This is a genomic window from Cytobacillus sp. FSL R5-0377 (genome assembly GCF_038004385.1).
GTDB lineage: Bacteria > Bacillota > Bacilli > Bacillales > Cytobacillaceae > Cytobacillus.
In genome coordinates this window covers 1757771-1775523 of record NZ_JBBORA010000001.1, presented here as the reverse complement: position 1 = coordinate 1775523, position 17753 = coordinate 1757771, and the positions used below count along the sequence as shown (strand labels likewise).

Sequence of the window (17753 nt, the reverse complement as noted above, 5' to 3'; positions counted from 1 at the left end):
AATTGGGAAATGGAGGGTATATATGAAATACTCAATGGGTGAAAGTTTTAGAATGATGCCCAGGTATTTAGATATTAACACCTTTAGTACTGGAACACTAGCGGCGATTTTTGGATGCACTGGACCGGCTTTAATTATCATTGGCGGTGCTGCTGAAGGTGGATTATCCATTGAGCAGACTGTTTCATGGCTGTTTGCAGTTTATTTCTTCGGAAGTTTGATTGGAGTTTATTTAGCATTAAAGTATCGTCAGCCTATTGCGGGAGCCTGGTCCATTCCAGGGGCAGTGTTAGTCGCAAGTGCCCTTCAGCATTACTCCCTTAATGAAATTTCAGGAGCCTATTTAGTTTCAGGAATTCTCGTATTTATTCTGGGGATTTCAGGTCTAATAGGGAAAATTATGAAATGGATTCCAGTGCCGATTGTAATGGCGATGATCGTAGGGGCGATGATCAAATTTGGCACTGGGATGATTACATCGCTTGAAGGAACTCCTTTAATAGTAGGAACAGCAATTCTGGTTTATTTATTTTCTTCACGCTATATAAAAAAAGTACCTCCTATATTAATGTCTTTTGTAGCTGGAGGAATCTTGGCAGCAGTAATGGGAGAGTTTCAATCATCCAGTATGGAAGCAGGAATCACCCTGCCGCAAATCTTACTTCCAACATTTAGTTTCGAATCAATCATATCAGTTTCTATACCTCTAACCTTATTAGTAATTGGGGCGGAGAATGCCCAAGCAATAGGTGTCTTGATGGCAGAAGGATATAAGCCCCCTATTAATTCAATGACGATTTGGAGCGGAATAGGCGGGATAATTACATCTCTATTCGGCGGACATAATGCAAATATTGCAGGGCCAATGACAGCAATCTGTTCGTCAAGGGAATCTGGAGAAAATAGGGAAGGGCGCTATGCCTCTGTAATTGTAAATGCAGTAATATTTGGAGGCTTTGGCTTAATTGCAGGTTTAGCCGTCCCATTTGTAACTGCCTTACCAGGTGCTTTGATCTCAACTGTTGCGGGACTAGCTATGATTGGTGTACTGGTAAGTTCTCTTCAAGCAACCTTTACTGAGAGGAAATTTCAAATTGGTGCATTTTTCTCATTAGTTATTGCGATGTCAGGAGTCTCTTTTTTTAGTATTAGCTCACCTTTCTGGGCTCTTATTGGTGGAGTTATTGTTTCTTTAATCATTGAAAAAGGTGATTTTGATACCTTTAAATATGAAATAAAAACTGATAATGAAAAAAGAATTTTGAAAGTGCAGTATGATAATCCATATGATATGGGTGGCTAATAATATAACAGATAAAGGCCTCTTTTCTCAATAAATAATGATGGTCCGGCAAAGCCTGGTAAAGGGAATGGAAAGAAAGATAAGTAATAGTATTTGGAAACCCGGCTTCCTTGGTGGAGCCGGGTTTTTCTCTTTTTTGGCGGTGCTTAAGGTGAGACAGGCGGAAGGAGCTGACCTGTAGGAAGGTGGCTAATTAGAGCCTGGAGGGGTGTTCTTTTTCTTGTTTATTTTCCGTTCAATGAAACCTTTCTTCCTTAAAGATCGTACTAGATTATAAAGGGAGGGCTGGTTTTGAAAAAGGATAGAGGCAGGTTTGATTATTATTGGGCTGTCGTGATTTCGGTGATAGCTATCTTTATAATGATCAGGAATATGTTAGCGGACATAGGCTTTTTTTCTGTGACGAATGCTTTGGCTGTGTTTGCCCTGATAGGGTCGCTTGCTCATATATATAAACTAACCATGTCATCCCAGGAAGGGTAAAATACACAAAGATTAGAGTGGGCGATATTTAGGACAGGTGCATTCTCGGACGTTTTTATCAGTGTGGAATGATCTTAGTCCAATATTTTATTTTCAAATAACCGGAAGGTACTTTTCGTTAGCTGGGAGTTGAAGATCCAAGGGATCGGCAGCTTCTTTTTCTTATATAATACGAAGAACAAAAAATGGTAAGCCTGGCTGCTTAGCGAGTCAATCCTAAAGAGCGTGTCTCCGTATTAATGATGACAATATGCATATTTAAAGTATACGAATTTAAAGGAGGGAGATATTAAGTAAAAAAGAAGGGATTACAATGAAAAAAAATAAGCCAATTAAATTAAGTTCTAATCATTCAAGCAGCAAGGAAAAATTAACATCTGCAGAATTGGGCAAGCTTTGGGCTACATATATGGGAAACAGCATGGCAACATGCATTTTAAAATATTTTTTGCAGCATGTGGAAGATAAAGAAATTAAAAAGTTATTGGAAAACGCCTTGCACTTGTCAGAAGAGTTCCTGGAAATCATTAAAGGGATCTTTGAGAAGGATGGAGTTCCCATTCCTGCGGGTTTTTCTGATGAGGATGTTAACTTAGGTGCTCCGAGACTGTTTATGGACGAATTTTATGTCCATTATTTAAAGTATACGGCAAAAGCAGGATTAAGTATTTACAGTATCGCGATCCCACTTGTTTACAGAAAGGATGTAAAGGAATTCTTCAGGCATTGTATGGATTCTGCCATGGATTTAATGGAGCAGATAAAAGATATCCTCATGCATAAAAGGTTAATTATTAAACCACCATTAATTCCGGCTCCTGAGAAAGTGGAGTTTGTACATAAGGATTTTCTGAATGGATATCTTGGAAACAAACGTCCTATGCATGCAATGGAAATCACTCATTTCTACGATAATATTGAAAATAATGTAACAAGCAAAGCACTGATTATGGCATTTGGCCAGGTGGTAAAGGATGAAAAGATCCGAAAACTATTCGAGCGTGGAAAGGAAATAACTGCCTCAAATATTGAGAATTATAAACAAAAGCTCCATGATGAAGATTTGCCTTCTCCACCTTATCTGGATGACTTAGTAACCAATTCTACTTTTTCGCCTTTTTCAGATAAGATCATGCTGTTCCATAAGATGGATATGTTTTCAATAAAAATTAGGGCCTTCGGAAATTCAGTGGCCGTCAATGGCCGGCGGGATATAGGCATGATTTATTTGAAGGCCATTATGAAAAACTCATATTTTGTTGAGAATGCTGCAAAAATTATGATTGAGAAAGGGTGGTTTGAACAGCCGCCTGTAGCTGCTGATAGAGGTTAATGATCCTAATAGGCCAAACCTTGCGAGATTAGAGAAGCCTTTCGCTGAGAAAGGCTTTTTTCTATGGGTGACAAAAATGTGCGTCTGTTTGGCGGATTTTTAACTCTAGAACAAAAGTGCTTTTATTAAGGAACAGCTTCTGGTCCATTCCCTGCGATAGACTAAATCCCAAGACTTAGATAAAAATTGAACCGGAGGCCCAGGATACTATAAATGGACCATGGTACATTTGATATATAAAGAGTCAGGAAGAGGATGAAGATAAATGCCAAAAGAGAAACATCAGTTAACAGATTCAGCTGCAACCGGAAAGCTGCAAATGACCATTTTTTTATGTTCCATTCTTTTTACCATTGGGACAGCCATTCACAATTTTATTATTATAAATCCGTCTTTAATTGAAACCATGATGCAAATGGCGGGAGCAGCAGACCCTGCTGGTGAAGCAATCGAATTCACATTTGGTTTTAGAATTGTCGGGTGTTTATACATTGCTGGAAATGCGTTAGGCATATTGGCTTTAAATAGCCGTTCAAAAATATTATGGTGGATCATATTAAACGTTAATGTCACGCAAGCCACTGGGCCAATTATGATTCCTTCATCAATGTGGACAGCAGTTAATGACATTTATGGCGTGTTAGGGATTCTGCCAAGTGCGATTACGGACGGGGGAGCCATTATCTTATCTTTAGTCATGATCATTTCGATGTTCAAGCTTCGTACTACATGGGCACAGAGACCTTCATAAGCTATAATCAGCTGCTGATCAGGCAGCTTTTTTTGATCCAGTTAATTGATTGTTCCAGTCTGCTCTATTTCCACATCGGCTTTAATGGACACTTTGACATCTGGATATTGCATCTTCCATTGTTGTTCATCAAAGGCACGATCATGCTCCCTGTATTTTGCTCCCAGCCCTAGAGGATCAACCTGCTCCTCCTTAAGCCTATTTATGAAATGGAGGGCTTTTTTTTCCAGTTCCTTTTCTACTTTATCCTGATATTTCTTCCTATCAAAAGCATGTTTTTTTTTCTCAGATGAAGCAAATTCCTGAAGCTTTGTTTTCATTTTTAGGTGAATGGAAAATTCCGGCTTTCCCTGAACCATCTTTATTTTATATTTAGGATTTGAATAAAGGGTTTCCAGGACCACCTTATCCCCATTTTCCAGCATAAACGCCTGCGTACCATTGTTTTTGTTCTTTTTAAGCAATGTTTTGAACATAAATATGTCTTCCCTTGGAATGGAAGTAATAAAGCTATCATCTTTAAAAACCGCCAAACCAGTTATTCTGATGGTACCATTTACATTCTTTATTAAAGGTAAGTATGCATCTTGACCTGTCTGAAATAATTGAAATAAAAAGGTTTGCAGATTGGTTTTTGGAAGCGTTCCGAACTCCATGTTTTGATCCAGCATTTCCTGGAGGTAAATGGAAATATTCTCACTCTGATATTTATTCAGGTTCATCAGCTCTTTCGTTTCCCCATCCACAATCGCCAATTGTACGATGCTTCCGATAAAGGGATCCCGGTTTAAGGTATCGATAAAATCACTGATCCCGCTTTCTGCCAGTGACTCCCCATAAAGAGCCAGCCTGAGCTGGCCGCTGACTAATCGAAGCTGTGTTTCATTATTTAACTTTTCCCTTATTTCCTTGCTTGAATATCCGGATACTGATTTGACCTCGGTTGTTGAACCTTTATTCTTAAAGACTGGATAGGCAACGGTCCCTTCAATCTCCCCTTCACCGGCCAAATCATAGCCAACCCCCTGTATCATCCCGACCTCATTGACAATACGGGTTGGGAGCAGGGAACACCCGGATAGGAAAAGGATGAAGAAGATCGATAATACTGAGCGGCTACCCATCTTGATGCCCCCTTTTAAACAAAGTGAAATAAATCAGAAGCAGAGGGATATAGACGTAAAAGACGTACAAATTCATCTGCGTAATATATTTATCCAGCATCTCATTAAAATGCTCATTATTAATTAGACACAACCCTACGCTGATTAAAATAAGGACCCATAAAGCATACTTTTGCTTCACATTAAAGATTTTCTTTAATCCCCTGCTTGAACACCATAACAACAGTGAAATCAATGCGGTGACAACCATTGAATACATAGAGATATATAAATATTCAAAGCGCTCCAAATAAGAAAACTTAATGACTTTAGTAAGTGAAAGCTCTGGCCAGATGGTCGATTTTAATTGGTTTTCACTATAAAAGGTGAAAGACACAATGGAAGAAAGGGTATAGAGCAATGTAGTGAAAAGTACACCGAGATGAGCAAACTTTCTGGATTTATCAGGATTTCGGATAAATGGGTAAACCATTAATAGTGTCTCTGTTCCTGCTATGGTGTACATGGAGCTCTTAATAGAGTCCAGCATGTCCATAACGGAGTGATTCATGATGGGAAGCAAATTTGAAAAATGAGCAGTCTTCAATGGAAATATATACAGAAATAAGACCCATAGCTGCGGGAAAAGAAAAGATAAAAATGACAGGCCGACGACAACGCGAAAGCCTCCGGAAATGCAATAATATACAAGTATTAGAATCAACACGGATACAATCCAGGAAGGTATGGCCGGAAACATCCAAACCTGGATAATTTCTATGAATTTAAGCATGACAGACACACTTGCTAAAGCATAATAGCTGATGATGAAGAAGCTTAGGAATTTTCCAAGAACATTGCCGAAGGAAGCCTTGTGAACATCGATGATATCCCCCTGTGCTTTTCCAAGCAGTTTATACATAACCCAAATAAATACCTGAACCAGACATCCTGCGGCGAGGACGCCAATCCATGCATCATATCCCGCTTTTTCTGCAATCGTTCTTTGAAAACTTAAAATCCCCACACCCACCTGTGAGTTGTAAATGATGAAAAAGACCAAATAAGGGGAGACCTGGTGCCTTATGCTTACTTTCAAACGAATCACCCTATAACATTATTCGTAAAAATCATTCAATGGCTCAGGATTCTTTTGGTTTCCTGAAACCTTTTTCTTTTTTTGCGGCCTTAAATTTTGGGGGTTATCTTTTTGCATGGAAAAAGGGAGTCTGATCCACAGGTCCTGAAATGCGGTTCTCCGCATAGGATAATTGCTTAAATATGGCCGTCCAAGTGATGTCAGCCTAAGTATGTGTATCAATGTATAGATTAAGCTAAGGTATACACCAAATAGGCCCAGCCAAGCGGCTAGAAAAATGATCGGAAACTTAATAAAGCGGATGGTGTTGCTGAATTTATACACGGGGGATGTGTAGGAAGCTAATGTTCCAAGCCCCACGATAATCAGCAGCACATTGCTGGTTAATCCGGCTTCCACCACTGCCTGTCCGATGACAATACCGCCTACGACACCCAGCGATTGCCCAATTTTAAGGGGTAATCGGATCCCTGCCTCCTTTACCATTTCAATCATTAGTTCTAAAAACAATGCTTCCAGAAAAGGGGGGAAGGGAACTGTTGCTCTTGATCCTACAAGCGGCTCCAGCAGACGGGCTGGAATTAACTCGTAATGATAGGTCATGATCGCCACATACATAGGAGTGACAAATGCAGAAATAAATAAGGAAGCAAAGCGCAATATACGGAAGAAATTACTGATAATCCATGAATAGTTATAATCCTCCATTGCAATAAAGGATTCCATAAACGTGACGGGCAGGATAATCAGATTGGGTGACCCATCAACGGCAATGATAACCTTTCCCTCTGTAAGCCCCGCTGCCACCCTGTCAGATCTTTCTGTTGAAATGGATTGGGGAAACAAAGAATTGGAATTGTCCTCGATCATAGCTGAGATATAGGAACTATCCTGGATGTGTTCATACTGTATGTCTGTAATTCTTTGAATGACGGTGTTGATATTTTCCGGATCTGCTATCCCTTTCACATAGAGAACGGCTACTTTTGTTTTTGATAAATTCCCTGCAGTCATTTCCTTTACGATAAGGTCAGGTATAGGCAATCTCTTTCGGATGAGGTTAATATTAGTATCCAATTCCTCAATAAACCCGATTTGAGGACCTATTGCAGAGGCTTCCAATGTTGGAATTCCCACATCGCGAAATTTACTGTTTGCGATATTGACTAATAAACAGTCCTCATCATGAGGATGTAATTGAATGGCCATGTAGCCATTCATAATGCTTTGAATGATTTCATCCGAATCGCTGGTGATAATCATTTCCTGAATCGGAATGATGTCTTTTAGCTCGATTAAGGAAAGGCGGCCCTGTATGTATGGAAGAACATCCTTATGCAGAATATCTGATGATATAAGCGTGCGAAAATAGGATACCCAAAATGGATGATTATCGATTGATGAAGTATGATAATGAACAAAGTCATTTGAATCGGAAAAAGTTTCAACCCAATTCTGATGGATTGAATGGGAGTTGCCGATGCCGTCACTATTTCGGCTGCTCTTTCTCTTCATAGCAAAACCTCTGTTTTTTTTCATATTATTTGTGAGCCTGTCATTTCTATACATTCATACCTTCAAAAGAACAAAGAGAATGTAAGCTAAGGATAAAACACAAACAGCATTTAACAGGATGAGAGGCAGAACCCATACATAATAGGAAGTGCATAAAGATTTGTTAAGAATTCTGTAATATATGCATAAGGGTTTGGTTAGAACTTAACCTTACATTTATTCTGGAGAGGTAATAAAAAAACAGGGGTGACAGGATGTCGATTAAAAAGCGGTTGATATTATCGAATATAGGGATGGTACTGCTCCCTGTTTTATTATTTTTACTGCTGGAAATAATTATTGGATATGTATTGTTTTATCCTGTAAAAGGATCAGTCGATCACGAGGATCTCGAATTCTTCCGGTCGATCCGGATTTATCTGCTGGTCGGGGTGCTGATTTTGACCAATGGCGTCCTGACTTTCCTTGTTTCGAAAAGCATCATTGCCCCTCTTCTCCGGCTGAAGCACGCGGCAAATGATATCAGCAGAGGAAATCTGGATACCCAAATAGAAGTTACCGGGAGAAAGGATGAACTGAACGAGCTGGCGATCGCCTTTGAGATGATGCGCGAAAGGCTTAAGGAGGCCGATGCCATGCAAAAGCAGTATGAAGAAAATCAGAAGGAATTGATTGCGAGCATTTCCCATGATTTAAAAACCCCTTTAACAAGCATTAAGGGTTATATCAGGGGGATATCAGATGGAGTGGCGAATACGCCGGAAAAGTTGGCGCGGTATTTGGGCACGATTGAAAAAAAGACGGATGATATGGAAGACTTGATTTCGGAGCTTTTATTGTATTCCAAGCTTGATTTGCCGAATGTTCCTTACCATTTGAGGGTGATGGATTTAGCATCCTATTTTGATGATTATCTCGAGGAGCTCCGGTTTAATCTGGCGGGACAGCCAGTCAATCTTCGTCTTGAATGCGAGCCCAATCATTCATATCGGGTGCAGGCAGACAGGGAGAAATTAAATCGTGTTATTGGCAATATTGTGCAGAACAGCTTGAAATATATGAAGGAAGGCAAAAAGGAATTAGTCGTCAGACTGTCTTCAAAAGAGGAGTACGTGACGGTTGAAATCCAGGACAATGGTACCGGCGTCTCACCGGTTGAGCTGCCTCATTTATTTGACCGCTTTTACCGGACGGATATCTCCAGGAATTCTGCCACAGGCGGCAGCGGTCTGGGTCTCGCCATTGTGAAAAAGATCATTGAAGGCCACGGGGGGACCGTTTGGGCAAGTGGAGGAGACGGGCAGGGGCTTAGTATATGTTTTACGTTGAAAAAGGGGGAAGCTGATTGGAAAAAATCTTGATTATCGAGGATGAGCTTAGTATTGCTGAGCTCGAAAGGGATTACCTGGAATTGAACCAGTATGAGGCAGATATTGCGGCAACCGGTCAGGAAGGCCTGGAGCGCTTAAAAGCAAACACCTATCGGCTGGTTTTACTTGACCTGATGCTTCCGGATATGGATGGCTATGAGGTTTGCGGGAAAATCAGGGAATTCTCAGAGATTCCCATTATCATGGTGACAGCCAAAAATGAGGACATTGATATGATTCGGGGCTTAGGCAGAGGAGCCGATGATTATATTGCCAAGCCTTTTAATCCCAATCAATTGATTGCCAGGGTAAAGGCACATATAGCCAGATACGACCGGCTGATTTCAAGCGGTCCCAGCAAGGGTGAAGACCTCAGGATAGGGGATTTGCTGATTCAGCCGGGTACACGGAAAGTATTTGCAGGCAGTCAAGAAAAAATCCTTACCGCCAAAGAGTTTGACCTTCTGCAGTTCATGGCATCCTCTCCGAACCAGGTCTTCAGTAAAGAGCATTTGCTCGAGCAGGTGTGGGGCTTTGATTTCTATGGGGATGTCACAACCGTGACAGTTCATATCAGAAGACTGCGGGAAAAAATTGAAAAAGACCCATCTGAACCGGATTATATTGAAACGGTTTGGGGTGTGGGCTATCGGTTTAAACGGTAAGAGCGTATAGATTTCTATGCGTTCTTTTTTTATTTTTGGATTTAATAATTCTGTAAGAAATTGATAAGAGTGCTGTTAGAACCTCTCCGTAGAATGGGTTTTGTAAAGGAAACAAGAGAGGGGAAACTGAAAATGCCAAAAAGAACACTGGCTGAAAATAGTTATATAGGATTGGGTTTGGTTTATCTGGGCTGCCTGCTGGTTCAATTTTTGCTTGCTGGGATGTCGATCTTTGGAGATCCGTCCAAGTGGGCTGCCCATAAAATGTTTGTTCATTTGTTTGGCTATGCCATTCCGGTGCTGATGATGCTGTCTGCGCTGGCAGGAGGATTTTTCAAGCGGATCTATAAGGAAATGACGATCGTTTTCCTGCTGCTGTTTGTCATGTACTTTACGGCGAACATGGGGTGGAGGATCAGCTGGCTGGGCGCTTTTCATCCAATTGCCGGGATTGTGTTTCTGGGGGCAGGTGCTGCAGCAGTTCGTAAGGTTCTAAAGGGGACTTACAGGAATGAGAACCCCGTTAAAGCTTCTGCAGGAAAGGAAAGAGGGCTCCTGATTTGGGCATTGGGCGGTGCCGCCGGCGGATTTACAGCTGGAATCCTATTTTCAAATGTAATCGCCATCGTTGGACTGATTTTAGTGGATAAGCCTATTGGCATCAAATTTCTGCCGATTTATATGGCTGCCTGTTCAGCGGTGATACTGCCCGCCTGGCAGTATAAAAAGGGGGAGGAAAAATAATGAAGCAAAAATTAACGTATTTCTTTATGGTTTCCTATTTATGGATTACCTTTATTACGCTGGGGGCTTTTGTACTGGAGGTATTCATGGTGTATCCGAATATTTTTCATAACATGCCGGAATCGCTGGAGGTTTCGATGGATTTTATGAAGGCTGCAAGCCCCCATACCTTCTTCCCGCCGCTTGGATTTGCGAGCTGGGTCACTGGTGCCGGTGCGCTGATTCTGGTGTGGAAGCAAAAGTCTGCCCGCCGCTGGGTTCTGGGAAGCATTCTTGTCATGATTCTTTTAGGGCTCATCTCCATGGTATTTGAATGGCCGAGAAATGAAATTATGTTTATTGAAGGGCAGAGTGTTCATTCTGCAGCATTTCTGAAGCAGACAGCAAGGGAGTTTCTGATGATCAATTGGATCAGAGTAGCTTGCAGCACGATTGGTGCGGTTATGGTGTTTGTGGGATTTCTAAAGTTTTATAAGATAGATTTGCAGGAAAGAGAGTAGGCAAATGAAAAGGGGCAGTCGGTACTGTCCCTTTTTAATCATTTATTTCTCCGCACATAGCTTATATTTACGGAGACTCCAGCTTTTCCTAACTATGAAACTATCTATTATACAAATTACTCCTAAATTATGAAAATATTGGGTACAATTGAGGTGGTCCAACAAAATTCGTCAAAAAAGGAGATGCTAACATGTTGAAAAATGCTGGAATAATGGGGGTAGGGAGCTATTTGCCGCCTCGGGTAGTGACTAATGATTTTTTCAATGAAAAGTGCGGCATTTCTGGCAGATCCATTGAAAAAATGACAGGCATCAAGGAAAGAAGATTTACGATTCCAGGCATTGATATGGTAGACATGGCGTGTAAAGCAGGGGAAGCAGCCTTGGAGAATGCAAATACAGATGCATCCGAAATTGATTTTGTTATTCTCTCCACTATTACACAGGAACGCATCTATCCCTCTATTGCCTGTCAGGTTCAAAGCCGCCTCGGCATCCCGACCACAGCTGGAGCCTATGATATGAGTGTAGGCTGCGCTGGGTTTGTATTAGCTCTGCTGAATGGCTTTCAGTATGTACAGACCGGCTTTGCGAAAAAAGTGCTGGTCATTGGTGTAGATGAATGTTCCCGTAATATGGTATTAGAAAACAAGAATGAAAGAAAGGTTAATATTCTGTTTGGCGACGGAGCGGGCGCTGCGATTGTCGGTAAAGTGTCAGAAGGCTTTGGCTTATTATCTTCAACAGCAGGTTCTGATGGATCCGGGTCTGAATATATGAGAGAAGACAAGAATCACAGGCCGTCAATGGATGGCGAGGCCATATTTCAATTTGCTTCGACCTACATTCCAAGTATTGTAAAAGACGTCTTGCAAAAGGCCGATTTAACTCTCAATGACTTAGATTATCTGGTTCCACATCAGGCAAACCTTCGCATTATTGAAAAAGCGGTACATAATCTTGAATTCCCAATTGGGAAGGTAGCCACCCATGCCGTCCAGTACTACGGAAACACTTCTTCTGCCAGTGTGGCACTCGCTCTTGCTGATGAAGTGGAGACGGGACGGATTAAAGCCGGAGACCATGTTGTCCTGGCGGGTTTTGGATCAGGTTTGGCTTGGGCAGCAGCGCTGATCAGGTGGGGGAGATAAGGAGTTCGGTCTTGCTGAAGGAAGCTGTGGGCATGGAGGAGAGATGGAAACCATCACCAATCTTTTCTGCTGCTAGAATTAATACAGCCCGTCATAAGGTCATTCTCTTTTCCTCACATGGAGGAGACTTTAATAAAAATGACAGGATCTATTTGATAGTGGGATATCCGGCATTACAGAAGCAGGCATACTGGGAGATCCAAGACAGGCAAAAGCAGAAGGGGGTGAATACTTCTTAGATCTTCTATCAGATGAAATTGTAATAGCATTCCATAAGGATTTGTCGATATGAAAGATTGCTATACCTGATTCTGCAACTTTTGAGAAGCTGAAGTAAGGAAGCCTGCGAACATCAAGGTCTTATTTGTAAAATAGCCAAGCTAACATCATAAAACTTTTTGAAGGGAAAGTTCCCACTGTCCCTTTGCAATTTGAAAAAGAGGACACAAAAGAGTGTCCTCCATAGTTTATTTCCCCGCACCAGGGCCAACACGGCGTGTAACTGTATCCTTTTTGGCAGGATCGGTTTCAGAGGTGCTTGTAAATGTAAGGTTTGTCGGTACCGGCTTGGTTTTTGGGATTTTTACATAAACTGGAACATCTACTGTTGCACCGGCTGGCACCTCAATCACATTATGCTCCAGCATGAGCTCCCAGCCAGCTTCTGTCTTGGCATTAAGGCGGATAAGATCCGCAGCATTTCCTGTATTGGTTACCTTGAAGTAATAGGCTGCTACTTTGCCTGGAGCAGCAAATTGGACTTTGCTTTTTTCAGCTGAGACGCCTCTTGTGGCCGGTCCAGATTCATCCATATGACGGACGGCAACTCGATAGGAGAGTGCTCCTTCATGATCTATCTTTTTATTTAAAATGTAAAAGTGAAGACGGTTATGCTCGTCCTTATATTCGCTGACAACGCCTTCATCGGTTCCGGCTTTAAAGAGAGAATCCGAAAGCTGCCTGTAATCCCCTTTTGAATACATGGCTTCTGTTCCGTCAGGGCGTTTAAAGTCAACCTTGTTAATGTCCTCTGCGTGAGAGTCGATTACCCAGATGTTTGGTGCGGCTTCCGTATTTTTGGTTTTAGCCAGTAGAACCCCGGAATCTGGAGTGAACGAATCGAATCCTACACGGTCCACTACTTCTACCGTATAGTTGTTATACCACTTTTCCCCGCGCTGCATATCAGCACGCCAGTCGTCCTCAAGTGAATTTTTCGGAGTCAGATCTTCCATGCTGATGTTGATGCCATGAAGGGCATTGCGGCCAAACTCTTCACCGGCCGGTACCGCGCGTGCCAGGATATCGGTAAACACAGGTCCGGTTTCAGCCAATTCCTCACGGCTGATGTTCAAGTACTGGTCTTCCGATAAGAAGCCTTGCTTGATTTTGTTCCGGAGCATGTGATGCGCCGGAGCTGACCCTCCCAGAGTAGGGAGTACCATCCAGCGTGTATGAGGCCCTGCAGGCCCATTAAAGCTTCCCCGGCTCATTAATTCCCAGGGACCGGAATAGGAGCGGGAAACAGGCTTTCCATATGGATTGTTGTAGTTATCTCCCAATTTCATAATATGGCCGAATTCATGGGCGAAGGTACCCATTCCGTCATTTTCACCTTGAATGGAAACCCCGTTGCTGGCACTGGACCAGATGCTTTTCGCAGCAAGCCAAGAAGTCCAAGGAACATAGCGGGTATTGGCGGAATTCGGTAATCCTTCAAAAGGCGGTCCGAATTCCTTTGCTACATCTTCTGCTGTCTGGAACATCATTTCCCCAAACTCCTGCCAGACGCCTGACTCATCATATCCGGCATGCAGGATGAAGGTGAAATCGTAATGTTTGCCTGAAGCGGCGATATCTGCTTGCGCCTTTTCCATTGCTTCAGCTCTTAAATTTTTTGCCTGATATTCTCCCGGCATATTGGATTGCTGTCCAAATTCGTTCAGTCCATACTGGAATTCATTGTGGTCCATCCGGTAGGTTCCAAATGAATCAAGTTCAACAGCCCATTTGCCATACGAATTTTCTCTCCAATATTCATTAATCGTCCGATGGTTATTCAGTGGCTGCGGTTTGTTCAGGAAATCTACCCAGAACTGGCCGATTTCATCCCGCGGGATATTACCGGTCCCAATAGGGTTGCCTGCCACTTCAGATCCTTCCGGCTGACTTAGAATAAACTCCCGGTCAGGAAAATCGACAATGACAAGTGCTCCCCTTAATACTCTCTCAGGCTTAATATCAGCCGTGCGCCAGTCAATTCCCGGAATCGGCCGGTAATCTTCCCAGGTCATATCCTCAGGGAGCTCCCAGAACTGCATATCTGCAGGTTCCGGGAAGTCTTCGAGACCCGGTTTTTCTGCATAAGCCGCAGAAGAAATGGTCATTAAAAGCAATGTAACAAATAAGATTAAAGACTTTTTCAATTGCCTCAACTTATTTCGCCTCCCTTAATTCTAGTATTCTGGTAAATTATACAATTTTGTTTCGTGAATAAAAATATAAAATATTTAAAATATTCAAAATGGTGCAGGAGAACTAAGACTAGATGCCTGTAATAACCTAAAGGTAGAGAGCAGCGATAGTATAAATTTGGTATATTAAGAGGAGGAGAGCTATCTGCGCGGGGAGGTACATATGAAATTAAATATCTTTATTTCAATGACAGGGGATGACATGTTAGAAGGAATAGATCAACTTCATGGGAGCATATTCGGCGATTCTGAAGGGTTAGCCGTCAAAATGAAAACCAAACCTGATTTGCTGGTGCTGACTGCTATGGATGGGGAAAAAGTAATTGGGTATAAAATGGGATACCGCCTGAATGAGGATACCTTTTATAGTTGGCTAGGCGGAGTGGATCCTCAATACAGGCGAAATGGTATTGCTTCTAAGTTAATGGAAAAGCAGCATGAACACTTAAAAGAAATGGGGTATAAGATGGTCCGGACGAAGACGATGAACAAATGGAGAGAGATGCTGATTCTGAATATTAAGCATGGATTCGATGTTATCGAAACTTACACCGATGAAATAGGAATACATAAGATCGTGCTGGAGAAAAGGTTACCAATGTAAGGCTGCTGAAAAAGGCAGCCTTTCTTTATTTGTTCATGAAATATACATAATTACCGGAAAAATATACATTCACCCTGTCCTTTTAGGGCTCAACTATATATGTATACATATGAAAGGGTTGCGACTCTCGAATCTGCCAATCCGAATGTAGCAGAATTCGAGAATATAAATTGTGGAGGGATGTATATGAGTTCACTTTTGGTAAATGAAAAGCCTATTTTAATACTTCCGTCATTGGCGGAAAAGATGGGACTGAATGAGGCGGTGCTCCTTCAGCAGATTCATTATTGGCTTGTGAGGAGCAGGCATCTAAAAGAAGGGCGCAAATGGATTTACAATACCTATAAAGACTGGAAAAAGCAGATGCCATTCTGGTCTCATGCGACGATCGGACGTACCATTCGTTCCCTTGAGGAGAGAGGATACTTGGTATCTGCGAATTTTAATGCCAGTAAAATGGATAAGACCAAATGGTACACAATAGATTATCAAAAACTGGCTGAATGGGAAGAATCACTTGGCATGGAACATCGAGAATCACAGTCTGAAGAACTGAATATAACAGATTGCGACTCCGAAGATGACAATGTGCAGCAACCAATACCAGAGATTACTACAGAGACTACAACAGAGAAAAAAGATATCCCTTATGCTGCGGTTATCGAATACCTGAACAGCCAAACCCAATCAGCTTACCGGACAGGCTCGAAGAAGACGAAGAATCTGATCCGGGCACGATGGCTGGAGGGATTCAGGCTGGAGGATTTTAAAAAAGTGATCGACCTGAAGGCAGAGGAATGGCTGCATGACCCGTATTGGCGGAAGTTCCTGAGGCCGGAGACGCTGTTTGGCACCCGTTTTGAATCGTACCTGAATCAAAAGCCTCTTACAAAGCAGCTGCGGGAGGAGGATTTCAACCTTGATGACTAAACGGGAGACGTATACGCTGCTGGCGCTAATTGCCGTTTATTACGAGCAGTTTGAGGTGAATCAGCAGAAAATTGATTATTGGCACGAGTTGCTGCATCCTTATGAGATTGAAGAACTGCAGCTGAATTTGTATCGTCATGTGGAGGAGTCCCCATATTCACCGAAGATTTCGGATCTGGTGCGGAAACCTATGGCTGTATCCAGAGCCATTCCGGATTGCCGGGATACGGCCCTTATTGTGCCGACATCCTGGAAGCCGGCAAGGGAGGAAGTGGTTCAGGCGGAGCTAGCGAAAATGCGGGAGATTCTGGGGATAGCCAGAGGTGAAGTCTGATGCTGGGGTATGGGCTATACAGTCAGGAGGCAGAAGAGGCGGCGGTGGGGGCACTGTTCTTGGAGGATGGGCTGATCAAAGATTGTAAGCTGCGGCCGGAACACTTTTATTTATCGAGATTAAAGCGGCTGATGACGATTATCCTGCAGCTTGATGCGAAGGGGAAGCCGGTTGATGTGATTTCAGTTGTGGAAGAAGCGGGCCACCACAATCTTGAGAGCATTGGGGGAATCGGCTATATTACCGAGATTGCGGGAAGTGTGCCGACTGCAGCGAACTTTACATTTTATCAGGATACCGTTTTTGAATATTACCAAAAGCGCAAAGCTGTTGAGATTGCGGGGCGGATTCAGGAGAGTGCGCAGACCGGAGACATATCCTGTACTTTGAGGGATGGCATTCAGGATCTTATGCAAATTGAGGATCTTGTTGGTGATGATGACCTGGGGGATGTTGTGCCTTCTTTGGTCGAGCTTTACGGGGAAGCTGAGAAGGATCTTGGCGAAATGACCGGGATTCCGTCAGGTTTTAGGAGTCTGGACAAGCTGACCGGAGGATTCCAGGAGTCTGATTTGATTATTGTTGGAGCGCGCCCCAGTGTTGGGAAAACAGCCTTTGCTCTGAACATGGCCATGAACGCAGCTGATCAGAATACGGCCCTTATTTTTTCACTGGAGATGTCCAAAAAGCAGCTCCTGAAAAGGATGATCAGCTGTAAAGGAGAAATCAGCTCGATAAAACTCCGGAATCCGAAGCGTTATTTCGGTGAGGGAGACTGGACTCAATTTTCCAGTGTGATGGGGTCATTCGGTGAGGTGAATCTGCATATTTTTGACCGGGCGGGAATGAATATTGGATACATCTGGTCCAAGGTCAGAAAAGCACGCCGGGAGTACGGAGAGGGGAAACGGATGCTGGTGGTGATTGATTATCTGCAGCTGATTTCGGGGGATCCGGGGCATCAGAACCGTCAGGCGGAAATCAGCGAAATCAGCCGGAAGCTGAAGACGATGGCCAGGGAATTGAATGTAGCGGTAATTGCCTTGTCGCAGCTGAGCCGGGGCGTGGAAAGCAGGCAGGACAAGCGGCCGATGCTATCAGATTTGCGTGAGAGCGGGCAGATTGAGCAGGATGCAGACTTGATTGCGTTTTTATACCGTGATGATTATTACGATAAGGACTCCGACCGTAAGGATACGATAGAGATTATCCTCGCCAAACAGCGGAATGGGCCGATTGGGACAGTTCGGCTGGCGTTTATGAAGGAGATTGGGAAGTTTGGGGAGCTGCAGCAGGGGAGTTAGGGGGAGTAGTCGGGTGGAATAGAGGGGCTTAGATGTCAAGACTGAGGGTGAGCGGCGCTAATCAAGGAGAATAGAGCCGCTTAGAGGGAA

18 protein-coding genes are annotated in these 17753 nt (G+C 42.9%); 14 read left to right on the top strand and 4 right to left on the bottom strand.

Annotation, left to right across the window (positions count from 1 at the left end; genetic code table 11):
• Nucleotides 1-22: 22 nt before the first annotated feature.
• The 4 genes from NSQ49_RS08950 to NSQ49_RS08935 all read left to right on the top strand — a co-directional run bounded on the left by NSQ49_RS08950 (nucleotide 23) and on the right by NSQ49_RS08935 (nucleotide 3870).
• Nucleotides 23-1303: a benzoate/H(+) symporter BenE family transporter gene (locus tag NSQ49_RS08950; RefSeq protein ID WP_251283474.1), complete on the top strand. Its 1281-nt coding sequence runs from the start codon at nucleotides 23-25 to the stop codon at nucleotides 1301-1303.
• A 291-nt stretch (nucleotides 1304-1594) separates the two neighbouring features.
• Complete coding sequence (locus NSQ49_RS08945; RefSeq protein WP_251283473.1) at nucleotides 1595-1786, top strand: hypothetical protein; 192 nt, start codon at nucleotides 1595-1597, stop codon at nucleotides 1784-1786.
• Between the two features lie 313 nt (nucleotides 1787-2099).
• Nucleotides 2100-3119, top strand: coding sequence for a DUF3231 family protein (locus NSQ49_RS08940; RefSeq protein WP_251283472.1), 1020 nt, complete (start codon nucleotides 2100-2102; stop codon nucleotides 3117-3119).
• A 265-nt stretch (nucleotides 3120-3384) separates the two neighbouring features.
• A complete protein-coding gene (locus tag NSQ49_RS08935; RefSeq protein WP_341070678.1) occupies nucleotides 3385-3870 on the top strand; it encodes a hypothetical protein in 486 nt (161 codons plus the stop codon).
• 41 nt (nucleotides 3871-3911) lie between these two features.
• Here the strand turns inward: NSQ49_RS08935 and NSQ49_RS08930 are convergent, their stop codons facing one another.
• Genes NSQ49_RS08930 through NSQ49_RS08920 form a run of 3 tightly spaced genes read right to left on the bottom strand, consistent with a single transcriptional unit; the run spans nucleotide 3912 to nucleotide 7587 of the window.
• Entirely contained in the window at nucleotides 3912-4994 is a 1083-nt protein-coding gene (locus tag NSQ49_RS08930; protein WP_251283471.1) for a Ger(x)C family spore germination protein, read from the bottom strand.
• Nucleotides 4987-6072 (bottom strand): GerAB/ArcD/ProY family transporter, encoded by a 1086-nt coding sequence (locus tag NSQ49_RS08925; RefSeq protein WP_251283470.1) that lies wholly within the window; start codon nucleotides 6070-6072, stop codon nucleotides 4987-4989. The genes NSQ49_RS08930 and NSQ49_RS08925 overlap by 8 nt, the downstream gene beginning before the upstream one ends.
• An 18-nt stretch (nucleotides 6073-6090) precedes the next feature.
• Nucleotides 6091-7587 (bottom strand): spore germination protein, encoded by a 1497-nt coding sequence (locus NSQ49_RS08920; RefSeq protein ID WP_341070677.1) that lies wholly within the window; start codon nucleotides 7585-7587, stop codon nucleotides 6091-6093.
• Between the two features lie 254 nt (nucleotides 7588-7841).
• Between NSQ49_RS08920 and NSQ49_RS08915 the strand changes: the two genes are divergently transcribed.
• The 6 genes from NSQ49_RS08915 to NSQ49_RS08890 all read left to right on the top strand — a co-directional run bounded on the left by NSQ49_RS08915 (nucleotide 7842) and on the right by NSQ49_RS08890 (nucleotide 12256).
• Nucleotides 7842-8948, top strand: a complete 1107-nt coding sequence (locus tag NSQ49_RS08915; RefSeq protein WP_251283468.1) for a sensor histidine kinase — start codon at nucleotides 7842-7844, stop codon at nucleotides 8946-8948.
• The gene (locus NSQ49_RS08910; protein WP_159862225.1) at nucleotides 8933-9622 is read left to right on the top strand and encodes a response regulator transcription factor; all 690 of its coding nucleotides are present in this window, start codon (nucleotides 8933-8935) and stop codon (nucleotides 9620-9622) included. Before NSQ49_RS08915 ends, NSQ49_RS08910 begins: the two co-directional genes overlap by 16 nt.
• Nucleotides 9623-9754: 132 nt before the next feature.
• Nucleotides 9755-10366: a DUF5957 family protein gene (locus tag NSQ49_RS08905; protein ID WP_236566105.1), complete on the top strand. Its 612-nt coding sequence runs from the start codon at nucleotides 9755-9757 to the stop codon at nucleotides 10364-10366.
• Entirely contained in the window at nucleotides 10366-10866 is a 501-nt protein-coding gene (locus NSQ49_RS08900; protein WP_159862223.1) for a DUF1772 domain-containing protein, read from the top strand. The genes NSQ49_RS08905 and NSQ49_RS08900 overlap by 1 nt, the downstream gene beginning before the upstream one ends.
• A 191-nt stretch (nucleotides 10867-11057) precedes the next feature.
• Complete coding sequence (locus NSQ49_RS08895) at nucleotides 11058-12017, top strand: 3-oxoacyl-ACP synthase III family protein (RefSeq protein ID WP_251283466.1); 960 nt, start codon at nucleotides 11058-11060, stop codon at nucleotides 12015-12017.
• Nucleotides 12018-12028: 11 nt separating this feature from the next.
• Nucleotides 12029-12256 (top strand): hypothetical protein, encoded by a 228-nt coding sequence (locus NSQ49_RS08890; RefSeq protein ID WP_251283465.1) that lies wholly within the window; start codon nucleotides 12029-12031, stop codon nucleotides 12254-12256.
• Between the two features lie 228 nt (nucleotides 12257-12484).
• Here the strand turns inward: NSQ49_RS08890 and NSQ49_RS08885 are convergent, their stop codons facing one another.
• The gene (locus NSQ49_RS08885; protein ID WP_251283464.1) at nucleotides 12485-14452 is read right to left on the bottom strand and encodes a M6 family metalloprotease domain-containing protein; all 1968 of its coding nucleotides are present in this window, start codon (nucleotides 14450-14452) and stop codon (nucleotides 12485-12487) included.
• A gap of 202 nt (nucleotides 14453-14654) precedes the next feature.
• Between NSQ49_RS08885 and NSQ49_RS08880 the strand changes: the two genes are divergently transcribed.
• The 4 genes from NSQ49_RS08880 (at nucleotide 14655) to dnaB (ending at nucleotide 17663) form a co-directional block, all read left to right on the top strand.
• Entirely contained in the window at nucleotides 14655-15095 is a 441-nt protein-coding gene (locus tag NSQ49_RS08880) for a GNAT family N-acetyltransferase (protein WP_251283463.1), read from the top strand.
• 186 nt (nucleotides 15096-15281) lie between these two features.
• Entirely contained in the window at nucleotides 15282-16025 is a 744-nt protein-coding gene (locus tag NSQ49_RS08875) for a conserved phage C-terminal domain-containing protein (protein WP_251283462.1), read from the top strand.
• A complete protein-coding gene (locus tag NSQ49_RS08870) occupies nucleotides 16018-16359 on the top strand; it encodes a replicative helicase loader/inhibitor (RefSeq protein WP_159862438.1) in 342 nt (113 codons plus the stop codon). Before NSQ49_RS08875 ends, NSQ49_RS08870 begins: the two co-directional genes overlap by 8 nt.
• On the top strand, nucleotides 16359-17663 hold the full coding sequence (gene dnaB, locus NSQ49_RS08865; protein ID WP_159862217.1) for a replicative DNA helicase: 1305 nt from the start codon (nucleotides 16359-16361) through the stop codon (nucleotides 17661-17663). The genes NSQ49_RS08870 and dnaB overlap by 1 nt, the downstream gene beginning before the upstream one ends.
• Nucleotides 17664-17753 lie beyond the last annotated feature (90 nt).

Bases quoted from the DNA above. Each gene is read 5' to 3' on its own strand.
- NSQ49_RS08950 (WP_251283474.1), top strand. From the start codon at position 23: ATGAAATACTCAATGGGTGAAAGTTTTAGAATGATGCCCAGGTATTTA.
- NSQ49_RS08940 (WP_251283472.1), top strand. From the start codon at position 2,100: ATGAAAAAAAATAAGCCAATTAAATTAAGTTCTAATCATTCAAGCAGC.
- NSQ49_RS08935 (WP_341070678.1), top strand. From the start codon at position 3,385: ATGCCAAAAGAGAAACATCAGTTAACAGATTCAGCTGCAACCGGAAAG.
- NSQ49_RS08930 (WP_251283471.1), bottom strand. From the start codon at position 4,994: ATGGGTAGCCGCTCAGTATTATCGATCTTCTTCATCCTTTTCCTATCC.
- NSQ49_RS08920 (WP_341070677.1), bottom strand. From the start codon at position 7,587: ATGAAGAGAAAGAGCAGCCGAAATAGTGACGGCATCGGCAACTCCCAT.
- NSQ49_RS08915 (WP_251283468.1), top strand. From the start codon at position 7,842: ATGTCGATTAAAAAGCGGTTGATATTATCGAATATAGGGATGGTACTG.
- NSQ49_RS08905 (WP_236566105.1), top strand. From the start codon at position 9,755: ATGCCAAAAAGAACACTGGCTGAAAATAGTTATATAGGATTGGGTTTG.
- NSQ49_RS08900 (WP_159862223.1), top strand. From the start codon at position 10,366: ATGAAGCAAAAATTAACGTATTTCTTTATGGTTTCCTATTTATGGATT.
- NSQ49_RS08895 (WP_251283466.1), top strand. From the start codon at position 11,058: ATGTTGAAAAATGCTGGAATAATGGGGGTAGGGAGCTATTTGCCGCCT.
- NSQ49_RS08880 (WP_251283463.1), top strand. From the start codon at position 14,655: ATGAAATTAAATATCTTTATTTCAATGACAGGGGATGACATGTTAGAA.
- NSQ49_RS08875 (WP_251283462.1), top strand. From the start codon at position 15,282: ATGAGTTCACTTTTGGTAAATGAAAAGCCTATTTTAATACTTCCGTCA.
- NSQ49_RS08870 (WP_159862438.1), top strand. From the start codon at position 16,018: ATGACTAAACGGGAGACGTATACGCTGCTGGCGCTAATTGCCGTTTAT.
- dnaB (WP_159862217.1), top strand. From the start codon at position 16,359: ATGCTGGGGTATGGGCTATACAGTCAGGAGGCAGAAGAGGCGGCGGTG.